Below are 24,162 nucleotides of genomic sequence, written 5' to 3'. Positions count from 1 at the left end.
CCTATTCCGCAGCGACCACCCGGCTTCGGCCGATCGTGGCCTGGGTCAGCAGGAAGGCGGCAAGGGCGCAAGCGGCAATCGCGCCGGCCATCGGCAGCGCCGTGCCGTCGAAGAAGATGGTCGCGACCACCATGGCGACGGCGGCGGTGACGAAGTGCAGCGTGCCCATCAGTGCCGACGCCGTGCCGGCGATCTCGCCGTGGTCTTCGAGCGCCAGCACCGCCGAGGTCGGGATGACCAGGCCGAGCACGCCGTAGCCGACGAAGAGGAAGGCAGCCATAACGGGCAACTGGTTGAAGCCGAGGCTCATGGCGATGAACATCGTGACCATGGTGAGCGCGAAGGCGCCGACGGCAAGATGCATGACGCGCACCAGGCCAAAACGCTCGCCGAGCCAGCCGGTCGCCTGCGACACCGCGAAGAACGACACGGCGTTCATCGAGAACGCCAGGCTATATTGCGTCGGCGTCAGCCCATAGTGGTCGATCAGCACGAAGGGTGAGTTGGCGAGATAGACGAGGAAACCGGAAATGCCGAGACCGCCGATGAAGGTCAGCGTCAGGAAGTTGCGGTCGGACAGAAGCAGGCGATAGGCGGCAAGCGCGCTTGCGATGCTGCTGTCGGCGCGGTCCTTCTTCGGTCGGGTTTCCTGCAACTGCGTCGACAGCAGGATCAGGCCGATGAAGGCGGCAATGGTCACCGCATAGAACACGCCGCGCCAGCCGTAGAAGCCGATGACGGCGCTGCCGGCGAGCGGCGCGAGGATCGGCGAAATGCTGAAGACCAGCATCAGCATCGACATCAGCCGCGCCGCCTGAACGCCGGTGTGCATGTCGCGCACCACGGCGCGCGGGATGACCATGCCGGCGGCACCACCGATGCCTTGCAGGAAGCGGAAGGCAATCAGGGTTTCGATGTCGGTCGAAAGCGCGCAGCCGATGCTGGCGACGGTGAAGAGGCCGATGCCGAGATAGAGCGGCGCCTTGCGGCCCCAGATATCGGAGAGCGGCCCATAGATCAGCTGCGAGATGGCAAAGGAGATGAAGAAGGCCAGCAAGCTGAGCTGCACCACGCCGTTTTCGGCCGCCAGATCCTTGCCGATCGACGGCAGGGCCGGCAGGTACATGTCGATTGCAAAGGGGCCGATCGCCGAGATCAGGCCGAGCACGATTGCCGTGCGGAGGAAGGACGTTGTCATGGCAATGAACTTTCAGAAATCGCGCCAGCCGAACCGCTGCCGCCCGGATTGAAACTCAAAGACATCGTCGTGCCAGGATAGAGCGTTGGGGAACCGCATCCTGCACTGACTATTTCGTCCATTAATTTGGACACAAGTGTAAAATTAGACAGTATTGTCTAATTCGTCAATGGGGCCTATCTTCGGTCCATGAAGAAATTTGATTTGGCCTCGGCTGACGCTCGCCCGCAGAAAGGGCAATTCGCGAAACGCCTCTCGATCCTGGAGGCCGCGGCCGATGTTTTCTGTCGGGAAGGCTTTTCCGGCGCCAGCATCGACGAGATCGCAGTCGTTGCCGGGGTCTCCCGCCAGACCATCTACAATCACTACCGCGAGAAAGAGACGCTGTTCATGGCGGTGATCCAGGACATCATGGATCGCGTCAACGGCGTGCTTTTCTCCATCCTCGCGACCTTTCCCGAAAACGCCGACAATCTCGAGGAAGACCTGGCCGAATTTGCCGTGCGCCTCAACAAGAACTGCAATTGCAACCAGGACGCCAAGTTCATCCAGAAGCTGATTTCGACCGAGGGCAACCGCTATCCGCACCTGTTCCAGTTCTGGCGGGAGCAGGGACCGGGCAAGACCGACCGGGCGCTGGCGGCGCTGTTTGCGCGCCTTGCCCACGTCGCACCGCTCGACATCGACGACTTCGACCTCGCAGCGCGCCAGTTCATCGCGCTGATCAAGGCGGACCTGCAGATGGGCGGACTCTTCGGTGAAACGCCGAGCGAAGAAGACCTGGAGATCAGCGCCCGCAGGGCGGTGAAGACGTTCCTGCGCGCCTATGGCCGGCCGGCAGCGGCCCCGGCGGGCTAACACCACCCGGCGCCAGAAACCGATCCCGACCTATCTGGTGATGCGAAAATCATCGATGTGCTCGGGCGGGTCGACAAATTCGGCAACGACCTTCGAAACCGATGCAACCGGCGGGCCGTCATACAGGCGCTCTAGCATGAGGGTGACCGCCGCCTCCGGGCCGCTGATCAATGCAGCCACCGAGCCATCCGCTTCGTTTCGAACCCATCCCACAAGACCGAGCCTGCGCGCCTCGTCGCGCGTCCAGACCCTGAAGCTAACGCCTTGCACCCGCCCGAGAATTCGGACCAGCGCCGTCCTATTGGCCTCAGCCATGGCTCGTCTCCCTTGTCGTCTATCACGCAATCTGGCGCAGGGTGGCGGAAAGACAAGCCACCCGCAAATGGACTGGAAAGGCGACCACTGCAACCTAAAAATTTCCACACTACATTTCAAATATTTTGTTCGTGTATTTTTAAAAGTTGACGCGCGAAAACTTTTATGGTTTTTACGGCCTCACCAAGACGGCGGTGGGAGGGCCTCGCCAGCTTGGCTGAGACACAAGAAGGCCCGCGCCGTTTCCAGGGAGGAAACCATGAACATGTCCCGCATTCTGAAGTCGCTCGCCGCCGGCACGGCGCTGTCGCTCCTCGCCTCCACCGCCTTCGCCGATGGTATCGGCGCATCGCTGCTGACCCAGCAGCATCCGTTCTACATCGAGCTCGCCGACGCGATGAAAGCCGAGGCTGAAGCCAAGAACGTCAAGCTCGAGGTTTCGATCGCCAACCAGGATCTGAACAAGCAGCTCGCCGACGTCGAGGACTTCATCGTCAAGGGCGTCGACGTCATCGTCATCTCGCCGGTCGACAGCCAGGGCGTACGCGCCGCGATCGAGAAGGCCGAGAAGGCCGGCATCAAGGTGATCACCGTCGACGTTCCGGCCAACGGCGCGACCGTGACCTCGCACATCGGCACCGACAACTTCACCGGCGGCGTCAAGGCCGGCGAGCTGATGGCCAAGGTCCTCGACAACAAGGGCAAGGTCGCGGTCATCGACTATCCGACGGTCCAGTCGGTGGTGAACCGCGTCAACGGCTTCAAGGAGGCGATCGCCAAGCATCCCGACATGGAGATCGTCGCGATCCAGACCGGCATTACCCGCGCCGAAGCGCTGGCCGCTGCCCAGAACATGCTGCAGGCCAATCCCGATATCACCGGCATCTTCGGCTTCGGCGACGATGCGGCGCTTGCTGCTGCCGTCGCGGTCAAGGCGGCTGGTCTGGAATCCCAGGTCAAGGTCATCGGCTTTGACGGCATGAAGGAAGCCCGCGACGCCGTCGACACCAACCCGGTCATGGTCGGCGTCATCCAGCAGTTCCCGGACCAGATGGGCAAGCAGGCCGTCGACACCGCCGTCAAGGTTGCCGCCGGCGAAACCGTCCCGGCCGAACAGCCGATCGTTCCGGGCGTCTACACCGCGAAGTAAGTCCTCCCAGGACAGCCGCCGCCTCACCGCAGGGGCGGCGGCACCCATCAGGGTCCGTTTCCGTCCTCTGGCCGGAGGCGCTGCTCTCGGCTGACCTGAAGGAGGCCGCCATGTTTGGTTCGACCAGCGATACCATTCTCGAAATCGACAACGTCACCAAATCCTTCGGCCAGGTCGCGGCACTGAAGGGCATGCGCCTCAAGGTCCGGCGCGGCCGGGTGCACACGCTGCTCGGCGAAAACGGCGCCGGCAAATCGACGCTGATGAAGATCCTCGCGGGCGTGCACGAAGCGACCTCGGGTGAAATCGCCCTCGACGGGCGCCCCTACCAGCCGCGCAATCCGCAGGATGCCGCCGCGCTCGGGCTTGCCATCGTCTTCCAGGAACTCAGCCTCTGCAGCAACCTGACGGTGGCCGAGAACATTCTCGCCACCCGCGAGCCGCGTCGCTTCGGCTTCATCAACGACAAGGAACTGGTCGCCCGGGCCCGCGCGATCGTCGCCGATCTCGGCCTGCCGATCGACGTCAGCGAGAAGGTCGGCAATCTCTCGATCGCCCAGCGCCAGCTGGTCGAGATCGCCAAGGGCCTCAGCCACGAGGCCAAGGTCGTCATTCTCGACGAGCCGACGTCGTCGCTCAGCGACAGCGAGGCCGAGATCCTGTTCGAGATCATCGGGCGGCTGAAGAGCCGCGGCGTCGCCGTCATCTACATCTCGCACCGCATGGAAGAGATCATGCGGCTCAGCGACGACATCACCGTCATCCGCGACGGGGAATATGTCTCCACCCATGACCGTGACGACGTCACCATCGAGGCGCTCATCGCGCTGATGGTCGGCCGCCGCATGGACGAAATCTATCCGCCGCCGGCGCACGAGCAGAAGGCGAAGGCCACGCCGGTTCTGGCCGTCGATGGCCTGACCCGCGACGGCGAATTCGAGGACATCTCCTTCGACATCCGGCCCGGGGAAATCCTCGGCTTCTTCGGACTGGTCGGTTCCGGCCGCTCGGAGGTGATGAACGCGCTGTTCGGCATGAAGACTGCGACCGGCACCGTGCGCTTCGAAGGGCAACCGGTCCGCTTCCGCTCACCGGCAGAGGCGATTGCCCGCGGCATCGGCTTCGTTACCGAAAACCGCAAGGAAGAAGGCCTCGTGCTCAGCCACAGTGTCGGCTGGAACATCTCGATGGCCGCCCTTTCCGACTTCACCAGCCCGCTCGGCTTCACCCGCAGCCGCGCCGAACGCACGGCGGCAGCCCAGGAAGTCGGCCGACTGGCGATCAAGACCCACTCGCTCGATACGCCCTCCGGCTCCTTGAGCGGCGGTAACCAGCAAAAGATCGTGCTCGCCAAGTGGCTGCTGACGAAGCCCAAGGTGCTGATCCTCGACGAGCCGACCCGCGGCGTCGATGTCGGCGCCAAGTTCGAAATCTACAAGATCATCCGCCAGCTGGCGGCCGAGGGAACGGCGATCCTGCTGATCTCCTCCGAGCTGCCGGAGGTTCTGGGAATGAGCGACCGTGTCGTCGTCATGCACGAAGGCGTCATCGGCGCAACGCTCACCAGTGCCGACCTCAACCCGGAAACGATCATGGCGCACGCAACGGGATTCCAATCATGACACAGCAATCCGAAGTCCAGGCCGCCTTCCTGCGTGCCCTGAAACAGTATGGCGGCATCCTTTTGTCGCTGGTGATGCTCTGCGTCATCTTCTCCTTCCTCAACCCGCGCTTCATGTCGGTCGTCAACTTCATGAACATCCTGCAGCAGGTAGCCGTGGTGGCGATCGCCGCCTTCGGCATGACCTGGGTGATCCTGCTCGGCGAGATCGATCTTTCGGTTGGCTCGATCATCGCGGTTGCCGGCATGGTCGGGGCGCAATGTTTCGCCTTCGGACTCGGCTTCGCGCCGGCGCTCGTCGTCACGCTTCTCGCCGGCGCCCTGATGGGCATGCTGAACGGCGTGCTGACGGCAAAGCTGCTTTTGCCCTCCTTCATCGTCACCGTCGCGACCATGGGCATCTACCGCGGCATGGTCAGCCTGCCGACCAACGGCGCGCCGGCGATGATCGAGAATTCGACCTGGACTGCGATCGGCACCGAGAGCTTCCTTGGCCTGCCCATCATCATCTGGGTCGTCGCCGTGCTCTTCCTCGTCAACCACATCCTTTTGAGCAAGACGAGTTTCGGCCGCCGCGCCTATCTGACGGGCGGCAATCGCGAGGCAGCGGTCTATTCCGGCATCAAGGTCGACCGGCTGAAGATCACCATCTTCATGATCTCCGGCGTAATGGCGGCCATCAGCGGCGTGCTGCTCTCCTCCCGCCTGTTTTCCGCCCAGACCAATGCCGGCATGAGCTACGAGCTCGACGCGATCGCGGCTGCCGTGCTTGGCGGCACCTCGCTTGCCGGCGGCGTCGGCACCATGGTCGGCACGCTGATCGGCGCCCTCATCATCGGCGTCATGAACAACGGCATGAACATGCTGTCCGTCCCCTACTTCTACCAGCTCATCGTCAAGGGCCTGGTGATCCTGATCGCCGTCTGGCTCGACGTGCGCGCCAAGCAGGCAAAGCGCTGATCTTTCCGAAGAGAACATTCCCATGCACAAGATACTGACGATCGGCGAAATCCTCGTGGAGATCATCGCCACCGAAAAGGGCGACGGCTTTCGCCAGGCGACCCCTTTGATCGGTCCCTACCCCTCGGGCGCGCCGGCGATCTTCATCGACCAGGTCGGCAAGCTCGGCCAGGCAGCGGCCATGATCTCGCGCGTCGGCAACGACGATTTCGGCCACGTCAACCTCGATCGGCTCAAGGCCGATGGTGTCGATATCTCGGGTATCGCGGTCGATCCCCTCGGCACCACCGGCAGCGCCTTCGTGCGCTACCGCGCCGACGGCAGCCGTGCCTTCGTCTTCAACATCCGCCACAGCGCCTGCGGCACGATCCGGCTCGACGAGGCAACCCGGGCGCTGGTCAGAACCTGCAGCCACCTGCACGTAATGGGCTCGTCGCTCTACGCCCCGAGCGTGGTCGAGAGCATCATCGCCGCAATCGAGATCGTCAAATCGGCCGGCGGCACCGTCTCTTTCGATCCGAACCTGCGGCCGGAAATCCTCGACAGCCCGGGCATGCGCGAGGCGCTGCAGACGGTGCTTGCCAAGACCGACCTATTCCTGCCGAGCGGACAGGAACTCTTCCTGTTCACGCAGGCAAAGACCGAGGCGGAAGCCGTTGCGGAACTGCTCGCCGCCGGCATCAAGGCCGTTGTCGTCAAGCGCGGCGCCGAGGGCGCGAGCTACTTCGATCGTGAAACGACGCTCTCGCATCCGGGCTTTGCCGTCGAGGAAGTCGACCCGACCGGCGCCGGCGACTGCTTCGGTGCGACCTTCGTCACCTTCTGGCTGAACGGAGCCAAACCCGCTGAAGCGCTGGAATTCGCCAATGCCTCGGGCGCGCGCGCCGTCATGATCTCAGGCCCGATGGAAGGCGCCTCGACGCGCGCCGATCTCGAAATCTTCATCACCGCGAAAAAGGGCTGACCGCCATGCAACAGAACCTTCTGATCGACATCGCCCGCTGGTCCGAACGCCCCGGCCCGCGCGGCATTCCCTCCGTCTGCTCGGCCCACCCGCTGGTGATCGAAGCCGCCATGCTGCGGGCACTCAAGGAGGACGCGGCGCTCCTGATCGAGGCGACCTGCAACCAGGTCAACCAGGACGGCGGCTATACCGGCATGACGCCCGCCGACTTCACCCGCTTCGTTGCCGAGATCGCCGATCGCGTCGCGTTCCCGAAGGAAAAGATCATCCTTGGCGGTGATCATCTCGGCCCGAACCCGTGGAAGCACCTGCCGGCAGATGAGGCGATGGACAAGGCTGAGACGATGATAACGGCCTATGCGAAGGCCGGCTTCGCCAAGCTGCATCTCGATACCAGCATGGGCTGCGCCGGCGAGCCGGTGGCGCTGCCCGATGCGATGACCGCAGAACGTGCTGCGCGTCTGGCGGCCGCCGCCGAAGCTGCCCTTCGTGGCGAGAGCCACACCGCTCCCGTCTATATTATCGGCACCGAAGTGCCGGTTCCGGGCGGCGCGCTGGAAGAACTCGACACGCTGGAAGTCACCGCCCCCGAGGCGGCGATCGAGACCGTATCGATCCATCGCCAGGCCTTCGAGAAAGCCGGTGCTGCCGACGCCTTCGGACGTGTCGTCGGCGCAGTGGTCCAGCCGGGCGTCGAGTTCGGCAACGAGAACGTCATCGCCTATGACAGGGCAAAGGCCGCCAAGCTCAGCGCCAGCCTGAAACGGCTCGACGGCGTCGTCTTCGAGGCGCATTCGACCGACTACCAGACGCCGGAGGCGCTGCGCGATCTTGTCTCCGACGGCTTTGCCATCTTGAAGGTCGGCCCGGGCCTGACCTTCGCTCTGCGCGAAGCGCTTTACGGCCTCGACCAGATCGCCGCCTTCCTCTTTCCGGACGCCCGCAAGCAGACGCTGACGGCGGTCACCGAGGGCGTGATGCGCGAGGAGCCGGCCAACTGGGGCAAGTATTACCACGGCTCGGCAGAAGCCCAGCGACTGCAGCGGCACTTCTCCTATAGCGACCGCATCCGCTATTACTGGCCGCATCCGAAGGTCGCGGCAGCTGTCGAAGAACTTCTGGCGCTGCTCGATGGCGTCACCATTCCGGAAACGCTGATCAGCCAGTATCTCCCCGGCAGTTACGAGCGCGTGCGCGACGGCGAAGTGGCGGCTCAAGCAAAACCGCTGGCACTTGCTGCCGTCGATCGGGTTCTCGAGGATTACTTCAGGGCCTGCCGCGCTTAGCGCCCGGCCCTCTGTTCGGTGAATATTTGCGAGCCGGTACTGCCTATCCCCTCGAAATGAACCTATAAACGAAATCAAAACAATATGGGGCACAGCGACCGTGGACAGACAGATCAAGACCATGGAGGATTTTTCGGAGTTCGTCGGCCTGTCGCGCCCGACGGTCTCGAAATACTTCAATGATCCAGGCTCGGTCCGCAAAAAGACCCGCGATGCCATCGAGGCGGCGATCAAGCAGTCGGGCTTTCGCCCGAACATCTTCGCCGTCAACCTGAACCGCCGCCGCACCAACATCCTCGGCGTCATCGTTCCGAACTCAACCGACCCCTTCTACATGGCGCTGACGCGCCGGATCGAACACATCGCCAACCAGGCGGGTTTCCTCGCCTTCGTGCTCTCCTCCGACGGGCGGCCGGAAATGGAGGAACGGGCGATCGAGACCTTCAAGTCGATGAACGTCGCCGGCGCCATCATCGCCCCGCTCGGCGTGCAATCGCATCACAAGACGCTGACAACGCTCGGCGCCAGCATTCCGCTGATCTACGTGGACTCGCCACTCGACGACAGCTCCTCCTTCGTCGGCACAGACAACCGCCAGAGCTTCCGGCTGATGGTCGACTATCTCTGCCGGTCCGGCAGTCCGCCCTGCTACTTCGGCATGCCGCCGGTCAACAACAACGCGATCGCTCGGCGCGACGCCTATCTGGAGGCGATGCAGCAGCTGAAGATGGAGCCGGCGCTGGTCGAAACCACACCGAACGCCGCCTGGGATTTTGAAAAATTCGGCTTCGACGAGACGCTGCGCATCCTCGGCGCTGGCGGCTTTCCGACAAAGACGGTGCTTTGCGCCAACGACCGCGTCGCCTTCGGCGTCATCGCCGCCGCCTTCCAGTCGGGCCTCAAGGTCGGGCGCGATGCCGACGCGGATCTGCGTGTCGCCGGCCACGACGACCACCCGCTGTCGCGCTACACCTGCCCGCCGCTGACGACTGTGGCACAGAACTACAACGAGATTGGCCGACTGGCGATCGAGTTGCTTTTGTTCAAGCTCGGGGAAACCACCGACGACGGCGGCGCCTTCCCCGAGGACGAGCGCATTCTTCTGAGCGCCGAGATCATGTTGCGCGGTTCGGCCTAGCAAGGGTCGGGCGAACCGTTCTCCCCGAATGCGACCTTTCAGAAAAGTCCGCTCCAGAGAGGCCCGGTCGCGCCCAACAATCAGGATCGGCGCGGCAGCGCCAGAACCTGATCGGTCGTCAGGATATCGCCGAAGGTGTCATCAATCGTCGCCAAAGATGCGCGATGCAGCAGCGCATGCGAAACGACATCGCCGTCAGCCGTATCGAGATCACGCGTCGCGCAGGCATCCGAAGCGACGATGACGTTGAAGCCGAGCGGCACCGCGTCGCGCGCCGCGCCGGCCACGCAGGCGTGGGTCATCAGGCCTGACATCACGAGTGTTTCGACGCCCGCCTGCTTCAACTGGATGCTGATATCCGTGCTCGCAAAGACGCTGACCGACGATTTGCGCACCACCGAATGGTTCGCAGCCGGCTGAATGTCCCGGTGAAACGCAGAGGCTTCGCTGTCCTCGGCGAAGACAGGGCTCCCGGCCGGCGTGACATGCTTGACATGATAGACCTTCATGCCCTCCGTATCGGCGCGCGCGATCAGCCGCTTTGCATTGGCGAGCGCTTTTTCGCCGTCCGGGATCGGCATACGGCCGGCAAAATACTCGTTCTGGAAATCGATCACCAAAAGCGCCGTCGTCTTGGGATCGAGGCTCTTAGGCGCCGGAGCGCCGGCAATCGTGCGGATGGTCGGGTGTTGCGTCATCAGAGGTTCCTTTCACGTTTCGACGCTCGCGAAGATCGTCAAAGCGGGCTCAACGCGAAAGTGGCCTGAACGACAATATGTGATAGGTTCCGGCCAAGTTGAGTGAATGAGTATCGGCCAGAACGTGCACACCATCGCCATCATCGCCTTTGAGGGTATCAGCCCGTTTCACCTCTCGGTGCCCTGCATCGTCTTTGGCGACGACCTCCTGAAGCTCGGCGCGCCGCGTTACCGCCTGCTGATTGCCGGAGAGGAGACCGGTTCCATCCGCACCATGTCCGGCTTCAGCATCGAGGTGGAGCACGATCTCGCGAGCCTCGCGGGGGCGGATACGATCGTCGTGCCGGCCTGGGATGATCCCGGCCGCCGCCCGTCGAAAAGGCTGCTCGACGCTTTGCGCGTGGCCCACGCCCGTGGCGCCCGGCTTGTTGGTCTCTGTCTCGGCACATTCGTGCTCGCCGAAGCCGGCCTGCTCGATGGGCGAGCAGCCTCGACACACTGGGCCTGGGCCGATGAATTCGAGCGTGCCTACCCGCACGTCGCGCTGGACCGGAACGCGCTCTATCTCGACGAGAGCGATATCCTGACGTCGGCCGGAACCGCTGCTGCGATCGACTGCTGTCTGCATATCGTGCGCAACGATCATGGTGCCGAGATCGCCAACCGCATCGCCCGCCGGCTGGTCGTCGCACCGCACCGCCATGGCGACCAGGCGCAATATATCGAAGCGCCACTCCCGGCCCCCGGCAGCGGCGACCCGCTCGGAGCAACAATCGCCTGGGCGATCGAACATCTCGGCGAGCCGCTGTCGCTCGAGCGCCTCGCCGACCACGCCGGCATGAGCCTGCGCAGCTTCACCCGTCACTTCCGCAAGAAGACCGGAACGACCTTCACGCAATGGCTGCTGGCGCAGCGTCTCGCGGTGGCGCAGCGCCTTCTCGAAACCGGTTCCTGTTCCGTCGATCACATCGCCGGCATGGCCGGCTTCGGCTCCACCGTCTCGCTCCGCCAGCATTTCACCCGGGCGTTTTCCATTTCGCCGGCGAGCTATCGCCGTCAGTTCCAGAACAAAAAGTCGTCGAATAGAGTCGTCTCAGATCGCAAGCCTTCGGAAGCAGCAGTGACATGACCAGACTGGATTGCAACCCGGACGACGTCGAACTGGTGCAGGAAACCACGCCAGAAGGCTTCGGCGACTGGATCGCCCAGAAGATTGAGTGCGAATTCGGCGCCCAGAAATTCCTTGAGCGGGCTCCCGCCCCACACGTCCTGCTCTCACCGCTGCTGAACGCGATGGCGGCCGGAGATTCCCTGTGGTTGTGCCGCGGCAGGCACCGGGGCGTGCTCCATGGCAATGAGGGCGTCGCCCTCGTTCGGGACGGGCAGCCGATCCTCTACCTGCGTGTGATCCAGCGCTGAGAACATCCAGCCAGCATCGGCCGCGTCTTCGGCCGTCGCAACAGGATCGCCAGCAGTGGCACTGCAGCCGGCGAAACCTCGGCCACGCAGAGGAAAAAGGCCGAATAGCCGAAACGCTCGGCGATCCAGCCACCGGCCGGTCTAGGCACGTTTTGCCGGCAGCTCGACGACGCTCAGCTCCGAAGCAATCCGCTCGATCAACAGCCGCACCCGGCGCGGCTGCACGCTCAGCGGCGGATAGACGATCTGAAGCCCGGTCTCGCCGACCGCAAATTCGGACAGCAGTTCGATGAGGGCACCGGACGCCAGGTCCTCGGCGATGTCCCAGACGGACTTGAGCGCGATGCCATGGCCATCCCGGCACCACTGCGCCACCAGCCCACCGTCATTGGCGACGCGCCGGCCGCGCACCATCACCCTGTGCGGTTTGCCTTCGACCTGAAAGGCCCATTCGCGATCGAGATTGGCGCCGAAGCGCATGATGATGCAGTCGTGGCGGGAGAGATCGTCGGGATGCTCCGGTCGCCCCACGGCTTCGAGATAGGCCGGCGCCGCGCACACCACGCGCCGGTTCTCCCCGAGCGGCCGAGACCGCAACGTGCTGTCGGCAAGCACGCCGTGGCGGATCGCGAAATCCATGCCCTGGCCGACCAGGTCGAGGTAACCGTCGGTGAGATTGAGATCGACCGTCACGTCGGGGTGCTCGGCGAGAAACCGGTCGAGGATCGGCACGATATAGCGCCGCCCCATATCCTCAGGCGCACTCAGCCGGATCGGGCCGGAGATCGTGCGCGTGCCCGAACGGATGCCGCTTTCCAGTTCGTCGGCCTCCGCCAGCAACCGGCGGGCACCGTCCACCAGCAGACGCCCCTCCTCCGTCAGGCTGATCGCCCGCGTCGTCCGTTTCAGAAGTGCCGCGCCATAGTGCGCTTCCAGTGCAGCCAACCGCTCGGACACCGAGGCTGGCGACAACCCCTTCTCGCGACCGGCGGCGGAAAGCCCGCCCTTTTCGACGATCAGAAGGAACAGTGCCAGATTGTCGAGCAGCATCTTTCGATTTCTCCGAAATATAATTTTGGAACTAAGCCAATTATCCGGATGCGCCGCAAGCGCTAAATTCCGAAGCGAAAGGAGACGCGTGATGCAGCTCGACCATGTCACCATTCGCACTGCCGATATCGACGGAACGCGCGCGTTCTTCGAAACGGTCTTCGATCTCACCATCGGGGAACGTCCGGCCGCAATCCGACACATCCCCGGCTGCTGGCTCTATGCCGAAGGCAAGCCGATCGTTCACATCATCGGCAGCCGCGGCATGGGCTTCGAGCGGGCGGCCGAAGCGATCGATCATGTCGGCTTTCGGCTGGAAGGCTACGCCGCCTTTCGCGCCAGGCTCGACCGGCTCGCCATTCCCTATTCGACCATGGACCTTGCCGATATCGGCGAGCGCCGGCTGTTCCTGCGCGCGCCCGGCGGACCGCTGCTCGAAGCCGTCTTTTCCGAACCCGTTCCCACCCATTATCCCGGAGAATGACCATGACCTTCACTGACACCACTGTCTCCGTCGTCATCGGCGGCACCAGCGGTATCGGCGCCGCCGTCGCCAAGGCGCTTGCCAAGCGCCCGGGCCGGGTGGAGATCGCCAGCCGCGCCACCGGTCTCGATCTTGCCGATACCGCAGCAGTGGCTGCCTATTTCCGCAGGCTCGGGCCGATCGACCACCTGATCATGACCGCCGGCTCCGCCGCGCCCGGCGGCAAGGTGAGCGATGTCGATCTCGATGCCGCCAAGGCGGCCTTCGACGTCAAGTTCTGGGGATCGGTCGTGCTCGCTCGGGAGGCTGCCCGGTACATGCGCGCCGGCGGTACGATCACCTTCACCTCGGGTTTCCTCGCCCGCCGAACGGTCCCCGGCACCTTCGTCAAGACGGCGATGAACGCGGCACTCGAAGCGACCGCCAAGGTCATGGCCAAGGAATTGGCACCGTTGCGGGTGAACGTCGTCAGCCCCGGCCTGACGCGGACGGAAGCCTATACCGGCATGACCGGCGAGGCGCGCGACGCGATGTTCGATCGCGCTGCAGCGACCCTCCCTGCCGGCCGCGCCGGGCAACCCGAAGATATCGCCCAAGGCTATCTCTTCGCCATCGACAATCCCTTCGTCACCGGCTCGGTGATCGACATCGAAGGCGGCGCGCTGATCAACTGACGCGCCTCCCCACACTTTGCCCGGTCGCCCGGCGACTGCCCCTCACCAAGGATTTCACCATGCCATCGCTCTTTTCTCCGATCTCGCTCGGATCGCTGACCCTGCCCAACCGTATTGCGCTTGCGCCGATGACGCGGGCGCGCAGCAGCCAGCCGGGCAACGTGCCCAACGCCCTGATGGCCGAGTACTATGCCCAGCGCGCCTCGGCCGGGCTCATCGTCACCGAGGCCACCCAGATCTCGGCGCAGGGCCAGGGCTACTCGTTTACGCCCGGCATCCACTCTCCCGAGCAGATCGCCGGCTCGCGGCTCGTCACCGACGCCGTGCACCGGGCCGGAGGCCGCATCGTGCTGCAGCTCTGGCATGTCGGCCGCATGAGCCATGAGAGTTTCCACGACGGCGCCAGCCCGGTCGCACCGTCTGCGATTTCGCCGGACGCAAAGGTCTGGGTGGCCGATCCGGAAACCGGCATCGGCGCGATGGTCGATAGCCCCGTGCCGCGCGCCTTGGCGCTGAGCGAGATCGCCGGCATCGTCGAGGATTTCCGCCAGGCGGCAGCAAACGCCATCGAGGCCGGTTTTGACGGCGTCGAGATCCATGGCGCCAACGGCTACCTGGTCGACCAGTTCCTGCGGCGCTCGTCCAACCGACGCGACGACCGCTATGGCGGCCCGGCCGAAAACCGCATCCGCTTCCTGGTCGAGGTCGCCGAGGCGGTTGCCGACGAGATCGGCGCCTCCCGCGTCGGCATCCGGCTTTCGCCCTATATCACCCAGCGCAATATGGAGGACGACGAGATCATCCCGACGATCCTGAAAGCCGCGCGTGAAATCGACCGCGTCGGTCTCGCCTATATCCATCTGGTGGAAGCCGATTGGGACGATGCGCCCGTTATCCCGGACGACTTCCGCCGCGAACTGCGCGCCGCCTATTCCGGCCGCATCATCGTCGCCGGCCGCTATGATCGTAACAAGGCCGAGGCGATCCTTGCCGCCGGCCTTGCCGACATCGTCGCCTTCGGCCGCCCGTTCATCGCCAATCCGGACCTGCCGCGCCGGCTGAAAGACGGGCTGCCGCTCGCAACCTTCGACGGGGCCACGCTTTTCGGCGGAAGCGCCGAAGGCTACTCTAGCTATCCGACACTCGAGCGCGTGGCATGACCGCGGCAATCACACCTCTTCACCCCACAAAGGAGCAACTCATGAAAGCTGTCGCCCTCACCCGCTATCTCCCGGTTTCCGACCCTGAGAGTTTCGTCGATGTCGAGCTCTCGAAGCCGGAACCCAAGGGGCATGACATCCTGGTCGCCGTCCACGCCGTCGCGGTCAATCCGGTCGACGTGAAGATGCGCGCCCCGAAGGACAAGGTCGAGGAAACGCCGCGCGTGCTCGGCTGGGACGCAAGCGGCATCGTCGAGGCCGTCGGTCCTGACGTAACGCTGTTCCGGCCTGGAGACGCCGTCTACTACGCCGGCGACCTGACGAGGTCGGGATCCAACCAGCAGTATCAACTGGTCGACGAGCGCATCGTCGGGCGCAAGCCGAAGACCCTGTCCCTTGCGGAAGCGGCCGCCCTGCCATTGACGACGATCACCGCCTATGAGGCCTTCTTCGACCGGCTCGGCATCGACCGGGACGGCGCCGACCGCGGCCAGTCGATCCTCATCGTCGGCGGCGCCGGCGGCGTCGGCTCGATCGGCATCCAGCTGGCAAAGCGCGCCGGCCTCACCGTCATCGCCACCGCATCCCGGCCGGAAACCATCGCCTGGGTCAAGGAGCTCGGCGCCGACCACGTGGTCAGCCATCGCGAACCATTGGTCGCGCAGGTCCGGGCGCTCGGCTTTACCCATGTCGATCACATCGCCATCTTCAACGACATGCGCCACTGGGACGACGCCGTCGAGCTGATCCGGCCGCAAGGCGGCATCGTCTCGATCGACAACACCGACGTGCCGATGCCGATGGCCGGCATGAAAACCAAGGCGGCGAGCCTGCACTGGGAGTTCATGTTCGCCCGTCCGATGCACCAGACATCAGACATGATCGAGCAACATCGTCTGCTCAGCTTCGTCGCCGACGAGATCGACGCCGGACGGCTGAAGACGACCCTTGCAGAGGTGCTCTCGCCGATCAACGCCGCGAACCTGCGCGAAGCGCATCGCCGTATCGAGACCGGGGCCGCCAAGGGCAAGATCGTCATCGAAGGCTTTGGCGGCTAACCGCCACGGTCGTCGATCCAAATTGAAATCACTTGCCGCGACACAGATTGCGGCAAGCGCCTCTCACCTCTGAAATTTCGGCAGCATACCGCGCCGCGCCAAACGGCCGGGCAACTTTGGCGATCGCGGCGCCCCGTGCACAGCAATCGTATCAACGCTCGCCCCAATGAAATTGCGACCGCGGCGCGAAATCGATATATCCAATCAGATATATCGATTCTTCGAGGCTTCCTTTCAGGCCGATCCCGACACATCCGCCCAAAAACGCCCGAACAGGTGGCCTCGCGGCGCGCGAAAAGGCCGGCGCAAACGCCCGCCGAAAATGCAAGGAGAATACCCGTGCCCTACGACCTCGTCGTCTCCCAGGGACGCATCGCCGACAGAACGCCTGGCGCCATCCCCGGGGCGGCCCTAGCGGCCGAAGCTCTGGGCAAGCGCACCGGGCTACAGCCGATCACTATCGGCAGCCCGTCGCCCGCGAAGGAAGACGATTGGTCGGCAAGCCTGCCCGAGGCCGGGGAGACCCTGGCGGGCCTGCAGGCAGCGATTGCCGCAACACTGCAACGTGGCGACAAACCGCTTTTCATCGCCAATACCTGCTCCGCCAGCCTTGCGACACTGCCTGTCGTCGCGCGGGAACGCGCCGACGCGGTGTTGCTCTGGATCGACGCCCATGGCGATTTCAACACGCCGCAGACAACCGAAAGCGGCTATCTCGGCGGCATGGTGCTGGCCGCCGCCTGCGGGCTTTGGGAAAGCGGCCACGGCAGCGGGCTGAACCCGGAACAGGTTGTCATCGTCGGCGCGCGGGACATCGATCCCGCGGAGATGGATCTGTTGCGGCAGGCGGGCGTGCGCATCGTACCGCCCGCGGAAGCGACGCCGGAGGCCATTCTTTCGTTGATCGGCGATGCGCCCGTCTGGATCCATGTCGATTGGGACGTGCTCGAGCCGAACCATGTGCCGGCCGCCTATGCCATCGGCGACGGCCTTCATCCGCAGACCTTGCGCGCCATCTTCGCGGCGATCCCGAAAGATCAGATCGCCGGCATCGAACTCGCGGAATTCGAAGCGTCCAAGGACGTGCGAAGAGATGAAGTTGCGATCGAATGCCTGCTCGGCATCGTGGAACCGTTGCTGGCCTGACGCGGAGCAGCGTCGAGCCAGCGCGGCCGAAGCCTCGTCACCCGTCCGTTTCCGGATCGGCCTTCACCTTCGTGATGATCTCGCCGAGCACCAGATGCAGCGCGTCGCGGTAGCCGTTGCGGGCCGACGGTCCGCTTTCGGCCGAGGTCATCACCACGGTCAGATCGAGGCTCGGGATGATGTAGAGCATCTGGCCGCCATAGCCCCAGGCGAAATGCACCTCCTCGCCGGCGATCTGGCGCTCGAACCAGCCATAGCCGTATTCGTCGCCGGAGAAGCGCGAATTGGTGCGATGCTGCCAGGAGGCCGCGATCCACCCTGCCGAGACCAGTTGCTGGCCTGACGCGGTGCGCCCGCCATTGCGGTAGAGTTCGCCGAAGGCCAGCAGCGAGCGCGGGCTCATCGCCATCTGGTTGCCGCCCAAGTAGATGCCTTGCGGATCGCGGTCCCAGGCCCCGATGCGGAAGCCTTCCAGCGGCCCCAGCCACTCGCGCGCCAACGTCAGGGTCGACTTGCCGCTGACCTTCGTCAGGATCGCCGAAAGCAGATGGGTGGAGGCGGTGGAATAGAGCATCTCGCCGCCCGGATTGTCGTCGAAGGGCTGGGCGAGCGCGGTGCGTACCCAATTGCGGCTGGCGACCCATCGACCGTAGTTCGGCCCCGAGAGACGGCCAAGCCCCGCCTGCATCGACAGCAAGTGGCCGATGGTGATGTCGTTGATGCGCGGATCCGGGGAGGCCGGCAGATCCGCTTTCAGGATCGGCGCGATCTTCTGATCCGGACCCTCGAGCAGCCCCTTGTCGATGGCGATGCCGACCAGCGCCGAGACAATCGATTTCGAGGCCGACTTGATGTTGGTCGAGTCCGTCACGCGGTTGCGACCGTAACCACGCTCGGCGACGATCTTGCCGTCGCGCGCGACGATCACGGTCTTCAGAGGATCAAGGTCCGGCCGCGAGGCCAGTTCGTCCAGCAAGGTCGAAACCGGCGATGGCGTCTGGGCCACGGCTGGCCAGGCGACAAGCGTCGAGACGACGAGGGCCAAGGCGGCGAAGCGGGCGACGATGACTGCGGCAAATCTGATCATGGATCAGCATCTAAGACCGGCTTGCGCCGCCGTCATCCACTGCACGGCCATCTCACGGCGATTTGACAGCCCGGTGAGCGGGGCGCCACCGTCGAACTCAGCCCTCCGGCCGCCGTGCGAAGGCTTCGACGAAACGCGTCAGGCTCTGCTCGACAAAGGCCGTCACCGGCATCTTCGGGTCGAAACTCCACCAGAGCAACGATCCCTGCCATTGCGACGCCATCAGAAGACCGAGCCCCGGGCTCGCAGCGGGCAGGCCGGCGAGACATTCGTCGAGCACGCCCGAGAGCACGTCGCGCCATTTCGCGCCGCGGGCACGCAGCAAAGGATCGCGCAGGTCTTCGCGGAGTATCCGGAGGTCGTCGGCATAGCTGTCGATCCCGCCATAATCGCCCGAGAGACCCACCAGCAGCGCGACAGCGCCCTCCGGTGTTCGCGGCACGCTCGCCATCAGCTCCGTCGTCTGCCCGTCCAGCCCATCCCAGGCCTGGATGAGCGCCCGCTGGATCAACTTCGCCTTGTTCTCAAAGCGCTGCACCAGCGTTGCGCCGGAAAGACCTGTGCGCGCGGCCAGCGCCGCGAAGGTCAGGCCATCGGGACCATCGGCCCGCATCAGTGCGAAGGCGGCGGCCAGCACTTCTTCGTCTGGCATGGTTTTTGGGCGAGGCATCTTGACTCTCATTTATAACCGAACAATCATTTATATATCACACGAGCAGGAAAACGCCAGTCGGCAAGCGGCCGCGAAGGAGAAGAATCATGACACTCGAAGGAAAAGTCGCCCTCGTCGCTGGCGCGACGCGCGGCGGCGGGCGCGGCATCGCGACCGAACTTGGCGCCGCCGGCGCCACCGTTTACGTGACCGGTCGCACGACGCGGCAACAGCAGTCCGAATACAGGCGTCCCGAAACGATCGAGGACACCGCCGAGATCGTCACCAGCCTCGGCGGCAAGGGCATTCCCGTCCAGGTCGACCATTTGCAGCCGAAGCAGGTCAAGGCGCTCGTCGAGCGCATCCGCAATGAACAGGGACGGCTCGACATCCTCGTCAACGACGTCTGGGGCGGCGAATTGCTGTTCGAGTGGAACAAGCCGGTCTGGGAGCACAATCTCGAAAACGGGCTGAAGCTTCTGCATCTGGGTGTCGATACCCACCTGATCACCGCCCACTACGCCCTGCCGCTGATGATCGAGAAACCCGGCGGCCTCTTGGTCGAGGTGACCGACGGCACCGCCGAATACAATGCCGAGAACTACCGGCTGTCACCTTTCTACGATTTGGCCAAGGTTTCGGCCAACCGCATGGCCTGGGCTCACGCCAAGGACCTTTCATCGCACGGCGCCACCGCGGTTTCGATCACGCCCGGGTGGATGCGCTCGGAGATGATGCTCGAACATTTCGAGGTCGGGGAAGACAACTGGCAGGACGCCACGAAAAACCAGCCGCATTTCGTCATTTCGGAAACGCCGCGCTTCGTCGGCCGCGCCATTGCGGCGCTCGCAGCCGATCCGGACAAGGCCCGCTGGAACGGCCAGTCGCTGTCGAGCGGCGGGTTGGCGCAGGTCTACGGCTTTACCGATCTCGACGGCTCGCGGCCCGATTGCTGGCGCTATATGCGCGAGGTGATGGAGGCAAACAAGCCGGCCGACGCGACCGGCTATCGCTAGGGCGCACAGCCGGCAAGCCGTCACCGACAAACTTGAAACGGGGAGCCAGCTCCTATAGTTCGGTGTTTCGGGCAACCCCAGCGCCGCCGCCCCCCTTCTGGATGCGGCAGCGCTATCGAGTGTGATTGAACATGGCATCGCGGGATCGGTATTCGAGAAAGCTGGAATGCGCCAAGTGTGGAGCCGCCGGCTTCGCCGAAGCGTCGGAAAACGACAGCGGCAAGGGCAGCAGTCGCGGCTTTACCATCGACGTGATGCCGAAGGGCTTCTCCACCGAGCGCAATTCTCCCGACCCCGCCAAGCACATGGTGCGCTGCCGCTGCGGCAATGTCTTCGCCTTCAAGCAGAAGACCGTCTACGCGCCCGGAAGCGAACCGCGGGACTGAAGCATCGGGACCTTTCCGGCGCCCGCGTTGAGAAAAAATTCACCATCTTGTCTCAACATCGACCCAATCGGCGGTCAGCTATGGCGGCGCGCGTTCAAGAATTGTTGATCGTGAGTGCCAGGGACAAAGGCTTGCAGCCAGGGCTGTCACCGCTTAATCGCTGAACTCAAGGCTGAACCGAACTGCGTCGAACGCTTCGGGTCGGCACCACGCCACACGAAGGACGCTTGGTGGCGGAAGCATTTCCAGGAGCCCGCATGCGGCGCGAGACGATCAAGAGCCCTTCTTCCGAGACACTTCAGGCCGGCAGGATATTCGCGCAGCTGCGACGGATGCGGCATGCCCTGGCGATCGGCGCGATGGCTCTGGCGCTGTCCGGCTGCATGGCGCTCGACGCCGACGACGTGCGCGAGCCGCCGCCGATCCCGGCAAAGCTGATCGCCGCCATGGCGAAGAACGGCAGCAAGCCGGAAAGCCCGGTGCTGATCCGCATCTTCAAGCAGGAAAGCGAACTCGAGGTCTGGAAGCAGAACAGCCGGGGCCAGTACGCCCTGTTGAAGAGCTACCCCATGTGCCGCTGGTCCGGAAAGCTCGGCCCGAAGACGAAGTCGGGCGATCGCCAGGCGCCGGAAGGCTTCTACCACGTCTCAGCCGGCATGCTGAACCCGAAATCGCAATATTTCCTGTCGTTTAACCTCGGCTACCCGAACCGGCTGGAATCGGCGCTCGGCTACACCGGTGAGGCGCTGATGGTGCACGGCGCCTGTTCGTCGTCCGGTTGCTACGCCATGACCGACCAGGGCGTCGGCGAAATCTATGCCGTGGTGCAGCGCGCGCTCGCCGGCGGCCAGGGCACGTTCCAGGTGCAGGCCTATCCCTTCCGCATGACGGCGGAGAACATGGCCAAGCACCGCGGCGACCCGAACTTCGATTTCTGGAAGAACATCAAGCAGGGCTACGACATCTTCGAGGCGACAAAGCGCCAGCCGAAGGTCGCGGCCTGCGGCCGCCGCTACGTCTTCAACACCGATTTTGCCGATGGCGAACCGTCCGACCCGCTTGCCGCCTGCCCGGCGGCGATCTCCACGCCCGATGCCGGACTGGTGGCGCGGCTGCAATCGGAGGACGCGAAGCTCGCCGGCATGATGGCCAATCAGACGTCGGCGCCCATCAACGCCTATGTCGATGGCGGCATGCATCCGAGCTTCCGGGCGCTTCTTGAGAAAAACGGCGCTGAAAAGCTGGCCGCGAAGATCTCGGGAACTAAGTATCCTATCAGCCGACCCGAAGCGGCGCTGGCGGACCCTTACGCCGGCCTGTGATCGTTCCGTCGGCTGGCGACGCACAATTGACTTAAAGGGTCGGTTGCATCGCCGGTAGCGAATAGAGGACGATCGAGGATTCCATGCCCGAAAGAGAGATCCGCCGCCGCGCCTTCCTGCAGCTTTCCGCCGGGTTGGCGGCCGCTGGTCTCGCCGGCTGCGCCTCGCCGCGGCCCACGGTGACGCGCTCCTACGCGCCGGAACCGGTTCCCGAGACCAATACGTTCCTGGCCGACATGTACGGCGAGAAGCCGAACGAGACCTACCCGCTGCCGGCCATTCCCTACGAGAAGATCGATCCGCGCTTCTATCGCCAGATGGTCGCCGATCCGACCGGTGAAAAGCCGGGAACGCTGGTCGTCGATGTCGGCAGCCATTTTCTCTACCGGGTCTATGAAGGCGGCCAGGCGATGCGCTACGGCGTCGGCCTCGGGCGTGCCGGTTTCGCCTGGGCCGGCCGCGGCGTCATCCAGTACAAGCGCGAATGGCCGCGCTGGAAGCCGCCGAACGAGATGGTGGCGCGCCAGCCCGAGCTGCAGCAATTCAGCATCGAGGCGGGCGGCATGGATCCCGGCCTCAAGAACCCGCTTGGCGCCCGCGCCATGTACATCTTCCAGAACGGCGAAGACACGCTCTACCGCATTCACGGTTCGCCGGAATGGTGGACGATCGGCAAGTCGGTTTCGTCGGGCTGCGTGCGCATGATCAACCAGGATGTCGTCGATCTCTACAACCGCGTGCCGAACGGCACGCCGATCGTGGTCACCGACCTCTCGGGCGGTGGCATGGTGCAATCGCAGCCGATGCAGAACGCGCAGCCCCTGCCGGATGGGCAACCCTTGCCGGACTCGCAGCCGGTGCGGCGGTCGCCGGACTATATGCTGATGGGACCGGACGGGCTGCCGCTTCCGCAGCCGCTCTGAGGCAATCCGTCCGGCAAGGGCGCTGAATTTCCGCCAGAGTGTCGCCCGTTACAGGACGAGCAGCGGCGTCTTGCCTCTGACGCGATCATAGAGGTCGATCGCATCCTGCTGCAGCATGCGCACGCAGCCGGCCGACGCATTCTTGCCGATCGAACGCCACTGCGGCGAGCCGTGGATGCGGTAGAGCGTGTCCTGGCCGTTCTGGAAAATATACATGGCGCGGGCGCCGAGCGGATTGTCGAGGCCCGGATCCATGCCGCCGGCATCGATGCCGTATTTCTTGAGATGCGGCTGGCGCGCGACCATGTCGTCCGGCACGGTCCAGCGCGGCCATTTGCGCTTCCACTGCACCACGGCGCGGCCCTTCCAGGCGCGGCCGGCCGCGCCGAGACCGACGCCGTAGCGGATCGCACGGCCGCCCGGCAGCACGTAGTAGAGGAACATCGTGTTGGTATCGACGACGATCGAATGGGGCGGCTCGTTGGTGGCGTAGGCCACTTCCTGGCGCAGAAACTGGGACTTGATCTCGGTGTACTGGATGCCCGGAACGTCGTAGCCTTCGTCCTTCACCGGGGCGTAGACCTTCGCATAGTCGAAGGTCTTCGTCGGCACGCCCGCCGCATCCGCCGCCTTCTCCGGCGAGCCGCCGTCACCGGCGATCGGTTCGATCAGCTTCGGCTTCGGTTCGGGTTTCGGGATCTGCGTGCAGGCGCTCAAAACAGAGCTGGCGACCACCGCGAGCAGCGACCGGCGGGACAAATTCATCGACACTTTAATTCATTCCAGGGTTGGAGATTTCGGTTGGGAGGATCCGAGGGGAGGCCCAAGGCTGTTGGGCCGAACCGTGACCGAAATGTGGTGAAAATCTTTCTTTGGCGTGGATCGCTTGCGCGAGGCGGGACTCATCTTCGAAGTGTTGCAGAATTCCCGCGCTCGCCGCCTGCGCTCGCCTAACCGATCGCCATGTCGCCCTTGGTCGGATCCGGAATGACGACGATGGTGCTGCCGTCGCGGACCTGATCGTGAAGGTAGACGACATCCTGGTTGAGCAGACGAATACAGCCGGAAGAGACCGCCTTGCCGATCGAAAACGCCTCCGGACTACCATGGATGCGGTAGAGCGTGTCCTTGCCGTCCTTGTGGATATAGAGCGCCCGGGCGCCGAGCGGGTTCTTGATGCCCGGAGGCATGCCGCCATTGGCGATGCTGTAGGGTTCGAGTTTCGGCTGGCGCGCCACCATCTCGTCGGGCGGCGTCCAGCGCGGCCATTTGCGCTTGTAGGCGACGATCGCCCGGCCCGACCAGGCAAAGCCCTCGCGCCCGACGCCGATGCCGTAGCGCATCGCCCGGCCGCCCGGCAGCACGTGGTAGAGGTACTTCGCCGGCGTATCGACGATCAGCGTACCGGGCCGCTCGCTGGTCGGATAGTCCACCTCCTGCCGCCAGAACTTCGGATCGACTTCGGCGATCTTCACCTCGGGGATCGGAAACTGCTCGTCGGGCATTGCATAGTACATCGGCGGCACCGTGCGCCCGACTGCCGGGCGGACGGGCGTTACGGCCGCCGGCACCACCGCCGGCGTCGGGCGGGCGGTCG

At 64.4% G+C, this 24,162-nt stretch carries 26 protein-coding genes; 18 read left to right on the top strand and 8 right to left on the bottom strand.

Annotated features, from left to right (window positions below):
* Position 1: 1 nt before the first annotated feature.
* Complete coding sequence (locus tag L981_RS24805) at positions 2-1,198, bottom strand: multidrug effflux MFS transporter (protein ID WP_043622594.1); 1,197 nt, start codon at positions 1,196-1,198, stop codon at positions 2-4.
* A gap of 189 nt (positions 1,199-1,387) precedes the next feature.
* Here L981_RS24805 and L981_RS24800 point away from each other — a divergent pair, with 189 nt between their 5' ends.
* Positions 1,388-2,056, top strand: coding sequence for a TetR/AcrR family transcriptional regulator (locus L981_RS24800; RefSeq protein WP_052202006.1), 669 nt, complete (start codon positions 1,388-1,390; stop codon positions 2,054-2,056).
* A 30-nt stretch (positions 2,057-2,086) separates the two neighbouring features.
* Here the strand turns inward: L981_RS24800 and L981_RS24795 are convergent, their stop codons facing one another.
* Positions 2,087-2,371 carry an acylphosphatase gene (locus L981_RS24795; RefSeq protein ID WP_043622585.1) on the bottom strand — a complete coding sequence of 95 codons (285 nt, stop codon included), beginning with the start codon at positions 2,369-2,371 and terminating at the stop codon, positions 2,087-2,089.
* 259 nt (positions 2,372-2,630) lie between these two features.
* Here L981_RS24795 and L981_RS24790 point away from each other — a divergent pair, with 259 nt between their 5' ends.
* From L981_RS24790 to L981_RS24765, 6 genes are all read left to right on the top strand, one after another.
* A complete protein-coding gene (locus tag L981_RS24790) occupies positions 2,631-3,521 on the top strand; it encodes a substrate-binding domain-containing protein (RefSeq protein WP_043622584.1) in 891 nt (296 codons plus the stop codon).
* A 110-nt stretch (positions 3,522-3,631) separates the two neighbouring features.
* On the top strand, positions 3,632-5,143 hold the full coding sequence (locus L981_RS24785; RefSeq protein ID WP_043622583.1) for a sugar ABC transporter ATP-binding protein: 1,512 nt from the start codon (positions 3,632-3,634) through the stop codon (positions 5,141-5,143).
* Entirely contained in the window at positions 5,140-6,102 is a 963-nt protein-coding gene (locus L981_RS24780) for an ABC transporter permease (protein WP_043622580.1), read from the top strand. Before L981_RS24785 ends, L981_RS24780 begins: the two co-directional genes overlap by 4 nt.
* Before the next feature lie 22 nt (positions 6,103-6,124).
* Positions 6,125-7,066 carry a sugar kinase gene (locus L981_RS24775; RefSeq protein WP_043622579.1) on the top strand — a complete coding sequence of 314 codons (942 nt, stop codon included), beginning with the start codon at positions 6,125-6,127 and terminating at the stop codon, positions 7,064-7,066.
* A 5-nt stretch (positions 7,067-7,071) separates the two neighbouring features.
* Complete coding sequence (locus L981_RS24770) at positions 7,072-8,352, top strand: D-tagatose-bisphosphate aldolase, class II, non-catalytic subunit (protein ID WP_052202005.1); 1,281 nt, start codon at positions 7,072-7,074, stop codon at positions 8,350-8,352.
* A gap of 121 nt (positions 8,353-8,473) precedes the next feature.
* On the top strand, positions 8,474-9,490 hold the full coding sequence (locus L981_RS24765; protein ID WP_043622652.1) for a LacI family DNA-binding transcriptional regulator: 1,017 nt from the start codon (positions 8,474-8,476) through the stop codon (positions 9,488-9,490).
* Positions 9,491-9,570: 80 nt separating this feature from the next.
* On the opposite strand, the gene L981_RS24760 is transcribed toward L981_RS24765, so the two are convergent.
* Positions 9,571-10,188, bottom strand: coding sequence for a cysteine hydrolase family protein (locus L981_RS24760; protein WP_043622578.1), 618 nt, complete (start codon positions 10,186-10,188; stop codon positions 9,571-9,573).
* A gap of 106 nt (positions 10,189-10,294) precedes the next feature.
* On the opposite strand from L981_RS24760, the gene L981_RS24755 reads away from it, so the two are divergent.
* Both L981_RS24755 and L981_RS24750 read left to right on the top strand, forming a co-directional pair.
* The gene (locus tag L981_RS24755) at positions 10,295-11,317 is read left to right on the top strand and encodes a GlxA family transcriptional regulator (protein ID WP_245281714.1); all 1,023 of its coding nucleotides are present in this window, start codon (positions 10,295-10,297) and stop codon (positions 11,315-11,317) included.
* On the top strand, positions 11,314-11,607 hold the full coding sequence (locus tag L981_RS24750; RefSeq protein ID WP_043622575.1) for a hypothetical protein: 294 nt from the start codon (positions 11,314-11,316) through the stop codon (positions 11,605-11,607). Before L981_RS24755 ends, L981_RS24750 begins: the two co-directional genes overlap by 4 nt.
* Before the next feature lie 141 nt (positions 11,608-11,748).
* Here the strand turns inward: L981_RS24750 and L981_RS24745 are convergent, their stop codons facing one another.
* Positions 11,749-12,657, bottom strand: a complete 909-nt coding sequence (locus tag L981_RS24745) for a LysR family transcriptional regulator (protein ID WP_043622573.1) — start codon at positions 12,655-12,657, stop codon at positions 11,749-11,751.
* 91 nt (positions 12,658-12,748) lie between these two features.
* Between L981_RS24745 and L981_RS24740 the strand changes: the two genes are divergently transcribed.
* From L981_RS24740 to L981_RS24720, 5 genes are all read left to right on the top strand, one after another.
* The gene (locus tag L981_RS24740; RefSeq protein WP_043622571.1) at positions 12,749-13,141 is read left to right on the top strand and encodes a glyoxalase; all 393 of its coding nucleotides are present in this window, start codon (positions 12,749-12,751) and stop codon (positions 13,139-13,141) included.
* Positions 13,142-13,143: 2 nt separating this feature from the next.
* Complete coding sequence (locus L981_RS24735) at positions 13,144-13,815, top strand: SDR family oxidoreductase (protein ID WP_043622569.1); 672 nt, start codon at positions 13,144-13,146, stop codon at positions 13,813-13,815.
* Positions 13,816-13,874: 59 nt separating this feature from the next.
* Positions 13,875-14,975, top strand: a complete 1,101-nt coding sequence (locus L981_RS24730) for an alkene reductase (RefSeq protein WP_043622567.1) — start codon at positions 13,875-13,877, stop codon at positions 14,973-14,975.
* Positions 14,976-15,016: 41 nt separating this feature from the next.
* Positions 15,017-16,033: a zinc-binding alcohol dehydrogenase family protein gene (locus L981_RS24725; RefSeq protein ID WP_043622566.1), complete on the top strand. Its 1,017-nt coding sequence runs from the start codon at positions 15,017-15,019 to the stop codon at positions 16,031-16,033.
* Positions 16,034-16,168: 135 nt separating this feature from the next.
* A complete protein-coding gene (locus tag L981_RS24720) occupies positions 16,169-17,179 on the top strand; it encodes an arginase family protein (RefSeq protein WP_245281713.1) in 1,011 nt (336 codons plus the stop codon).
* Between the two features lie 37 nt (positions 17,180-17,216).
* On the opposite strand, the gene L981_RS24715 is transcribed toward L981_RS24720, so the two are convergent.
* Positions 17,217-18,266: a serine hydrolase gene (locus L981_RS24715; RefSeq protein WP_043622558.1), complete on the bottom strand. Its 1,050-nt coding sequence runs from the start codon at positions 18,264-18,266 to the stop codon at positions 17,217-17,219.
* Positions 18,267-18,363: 97 nt separating this feature from the next.
* A complete protein-coding gene (locus tag L981_RS24710) occupies positions 18,364-18,936 on the bottom strand; it encodes a TetR/AcrR family transcriptional regulator (RefSeq protein WP_043622557.1) in 573 nt (190 codons plus the stop codon).
* Positions 18,937-19,025: 89 nt separating this feature from the next.
* Here L981_RS24710 and L981_RS24705 point away from each other — a divergent pair, with 89 nt between their 5' ends.
* From L981_RS24705 to L981_RS24690, 4 genes are all read left to right on the top strand, one after another.
* On the top strand, positions 19,026-19,934 hold the full coding sequence (locus L981_RS24705) for an SDR family oxidoreductase (protein WP_043622556.1): 909 nt from the start codon (positions 19,026-19,028) through the stop codon (positions 19,932-19,934).
* Between the two features lie 131 nt (positions 19,935-20,065).
* Positions 20,066-20,320 (top strand): hypothetical protein, encoded by a 255-nt coding sequence (locus L981_RS24700; RefSeq protein ID WP_043622555.1) that lies wholly within the window; start codon positions 20,066-20,068, stop codon positions 20,318-20,320.
* Positions 20,321-20,652: 332 nt separating this feature from the next.
* Positions 20,653-21,642, top strand: a complete 990-nt coding sequence (locus L981_RS24695; RefSeq protein ID WP_156134227.1) for a murein L,D-transpeptidase family protein — start codon at positions 20,653-20,655, stop codon at positions 21,640-21,642.
* An 83-nt stretch (positions 21,643-21,725) separates the two neighbouring features.
* Positions 21,726-22,565, top strand: coding sequence for a L,D-transpeptidase (locus L981_RS24690; RefSeq protein ID WP_082006150.1), 840 nt, complete (start codon positions 21,726-21,728; stop codon positions 22,563-22,565).
* Positions 22,566-22,613: 48 nt separating this feature from the next.
* On the opposite strand, the gene L981_RS24685 is transcribed toward L981_RS24690, so the two are convergent.
* Entirely contained in the window at positions 22,614-23,330 is a 717-nt protein-coding gene (locus L981_RS24685; protein ID WP_043622551.1) for a L,D-transpeptidase, read from the bottom strand.
* Between the two features lie 185 nt (positions 23,331-23,515).
* On the bottom strand, positions 23,516-24,139 hold the full coding sequence (locus L981_RS24680) for a L,D-transpeptidase (protein ID WP_082006153.1): 624 nt from the start codon (positions 24,137-24,139) through the stop codon (positions 23,516-23,518).
* Positions 24,140-24,162: the final 23 nt, after the last annotated feature.

This window comes from Ensifer sp. ZNC0028 (assembly GCF_000799055.1).
Taxonomy (GTDB): Bacteria; Pseudomonadota; Alphaproteobacteria; order Rhizobiales; family Rhizobiaceae; genus Ensifer.
This window is presented reverse-complemented; position numbering and strand designations above follow the sequence as displayed.

Bases quoted from the DNA above. Each gene is read 5' to 3' on its own strand.
- L981_RS24700 (WP_043622555.1), top strand. From the start codon at position 20,066: ATGGCATCGCGGGATCGGTATTCGAGAAAGCTGGAATGCGCCAAGTGT.
- L981_RS24785 (WP_043622583.1), top strand. From the start codon at position 3,632: ATGTTTGGTTCGACCAGCGATACCATTCTCGAAATCGACAACGTCACC.
- L981_RS24745 (WP_043622573.1), bottom strand. From the start codon at position 12,657: ATGCTGCTCGACAATCTGGCACTGTTCCTTCTGATCGTCGAAAAGGGC.
- L981_RS24805 (WP_043622594.1), bottom strand. From the start codon at position 1,198: ATGACAACGTCCTTCCTCCGCACGGCAATCGTGCTCGGCCTGATCTCG.
- L981_RS24790 (WP_043622584.1), top strand. From the start codon at position 2,631: ATGAACATGTCCCGCATTCTGAAGTCGCTCGCCGCCGGCACGGCGCTG.
- L981_RS24800 (WP_052202006.1), top strand. From the start codon at position 1,388: ATGAAGAAATTTGATTTGGCCTCGGCTGACGCTCGCCCGCAGAAAGGG.
- L981_RS24770 (WP_052202005.1), top strand. From the start codon at position 7,072: ATGCAACAGAACCTTCTGATCGACATCGCCCGCTGGTCCGAACGCCCC.
- L981_RS24690 (WP_082006150.1), top strand. From the start codon at position 21,726: ATGCCCGAAAGAGAGATCCGCCGCCGCGCCTTCCTGCAGCTTTCCGCC.
- L981_RS24755 (WP_245281714.1), top strand. From the start codon at position 10,295: ATGAGTATCGGCCAGAACGTGCACACCATCGCCATCATCGCCTTTGAG.
- L981_RS24765 (WP_043622652.1), top strand. From the start codon at position 8,474: ATGGAGGATTTTTCGGAGTTCGTCGGCCTGTCGCGCCCGACGGTCTCG.
- L981_RS24775 (WP_043622579.1), top strand. From the start codon at position 6,125: ATGCACAAGATACTGACGATCGGCGAAATCCTCGTGGAGATCATCGCC.
- L981_RS24725 (WP_043622566.1), top strand. From the start codon at position 15,017: ATGAAAGCTGTCGCCCTCACCCGCTATCTCCCGGTTTCCGACCCTGAG.
- L981_RS24780 (WP_043622580.1), top strand. From the start codon at position 5,140: ATGACACAGCAATCCGAAGTCCAGGCCGCCTTCCTGCGTGCCCTGAAA.
- L981_RS24735 (WP_043622569.1), top strand. From the start codon at position 13,144: ATGACCTTCACTGACACCACTGTCTCCGTCGTCATCGGCGGCACCAGC.
- L981_RS24715 (WP_043622558.1), bottom strand. From the start codon at position 18,266: ATGATCAGATTTGCCGCAGTCATCGTCGCCCGCTTCGCCGCCTTGGCC.
- L981_RS24695 (WP_156134227.1), top strand. From the start codon at position 20,653: ATGCGGCATGCCCTGGCGATCGGCGCGATGGCTCTGGCGCTGTCCGGC.
- L981_RS24795 (WP_043622585.1), bottom strand. From the start codon at position 2,371: ATGGCTGAGGCCAATAGGACGGCGCTGGTCCGAATTCTCGGGCGGGTG.
- L981_RS24710 (WP_043622557.1), bottom strand. From the start codon at position 18,936: ATGCCTCGCCCAAAAACCATGCCAGACGAAGAAGTGCTGGCCGCCGCC.
- L981_RS24730 (WP_043622567.1), top strand. From the start codon at position 13,875: ATGCCATCGCTCTTTTCTCCGATCTCGCTCGGATCGCTGACCCTGCCC.
- L981_RS24740 (WP_043622571.1), top strand. From the start codon at position 12,749: ATGCAGCTCGACCATGTCACCATTCGCACTGCCGATATCGACGGAACG.
- L981_RS24760 (WP_043622578.1), bottom strand. From the start codon at position 10,188: ATGACGCAACACCCGACCATCCGCACGATTGCCGGCGCTCCGGCGCCT.
- L981_RS24750 (WP_043622575.1), top strand. From the start codon at position 11,314: ATGACCAGACTGGATTGCAACCCGGACGACGTCGAACTGGTGCAGGAA.
- L981_RS24705 (WP_043622556.1), top strand. From the start codon at position 19,026: ATGACACTCGAAGGAAAAGTCGCCCTCGTCGCTGGCGCGACGCGCGGC.
- L981_RS24685 (WP_043622551.1), bottom strand. From the start codon at position 23,330: ATGAATTTGTCCCGCCGGTCGCTGCTCGCGGTGGTCGCCAGCTCTGTT.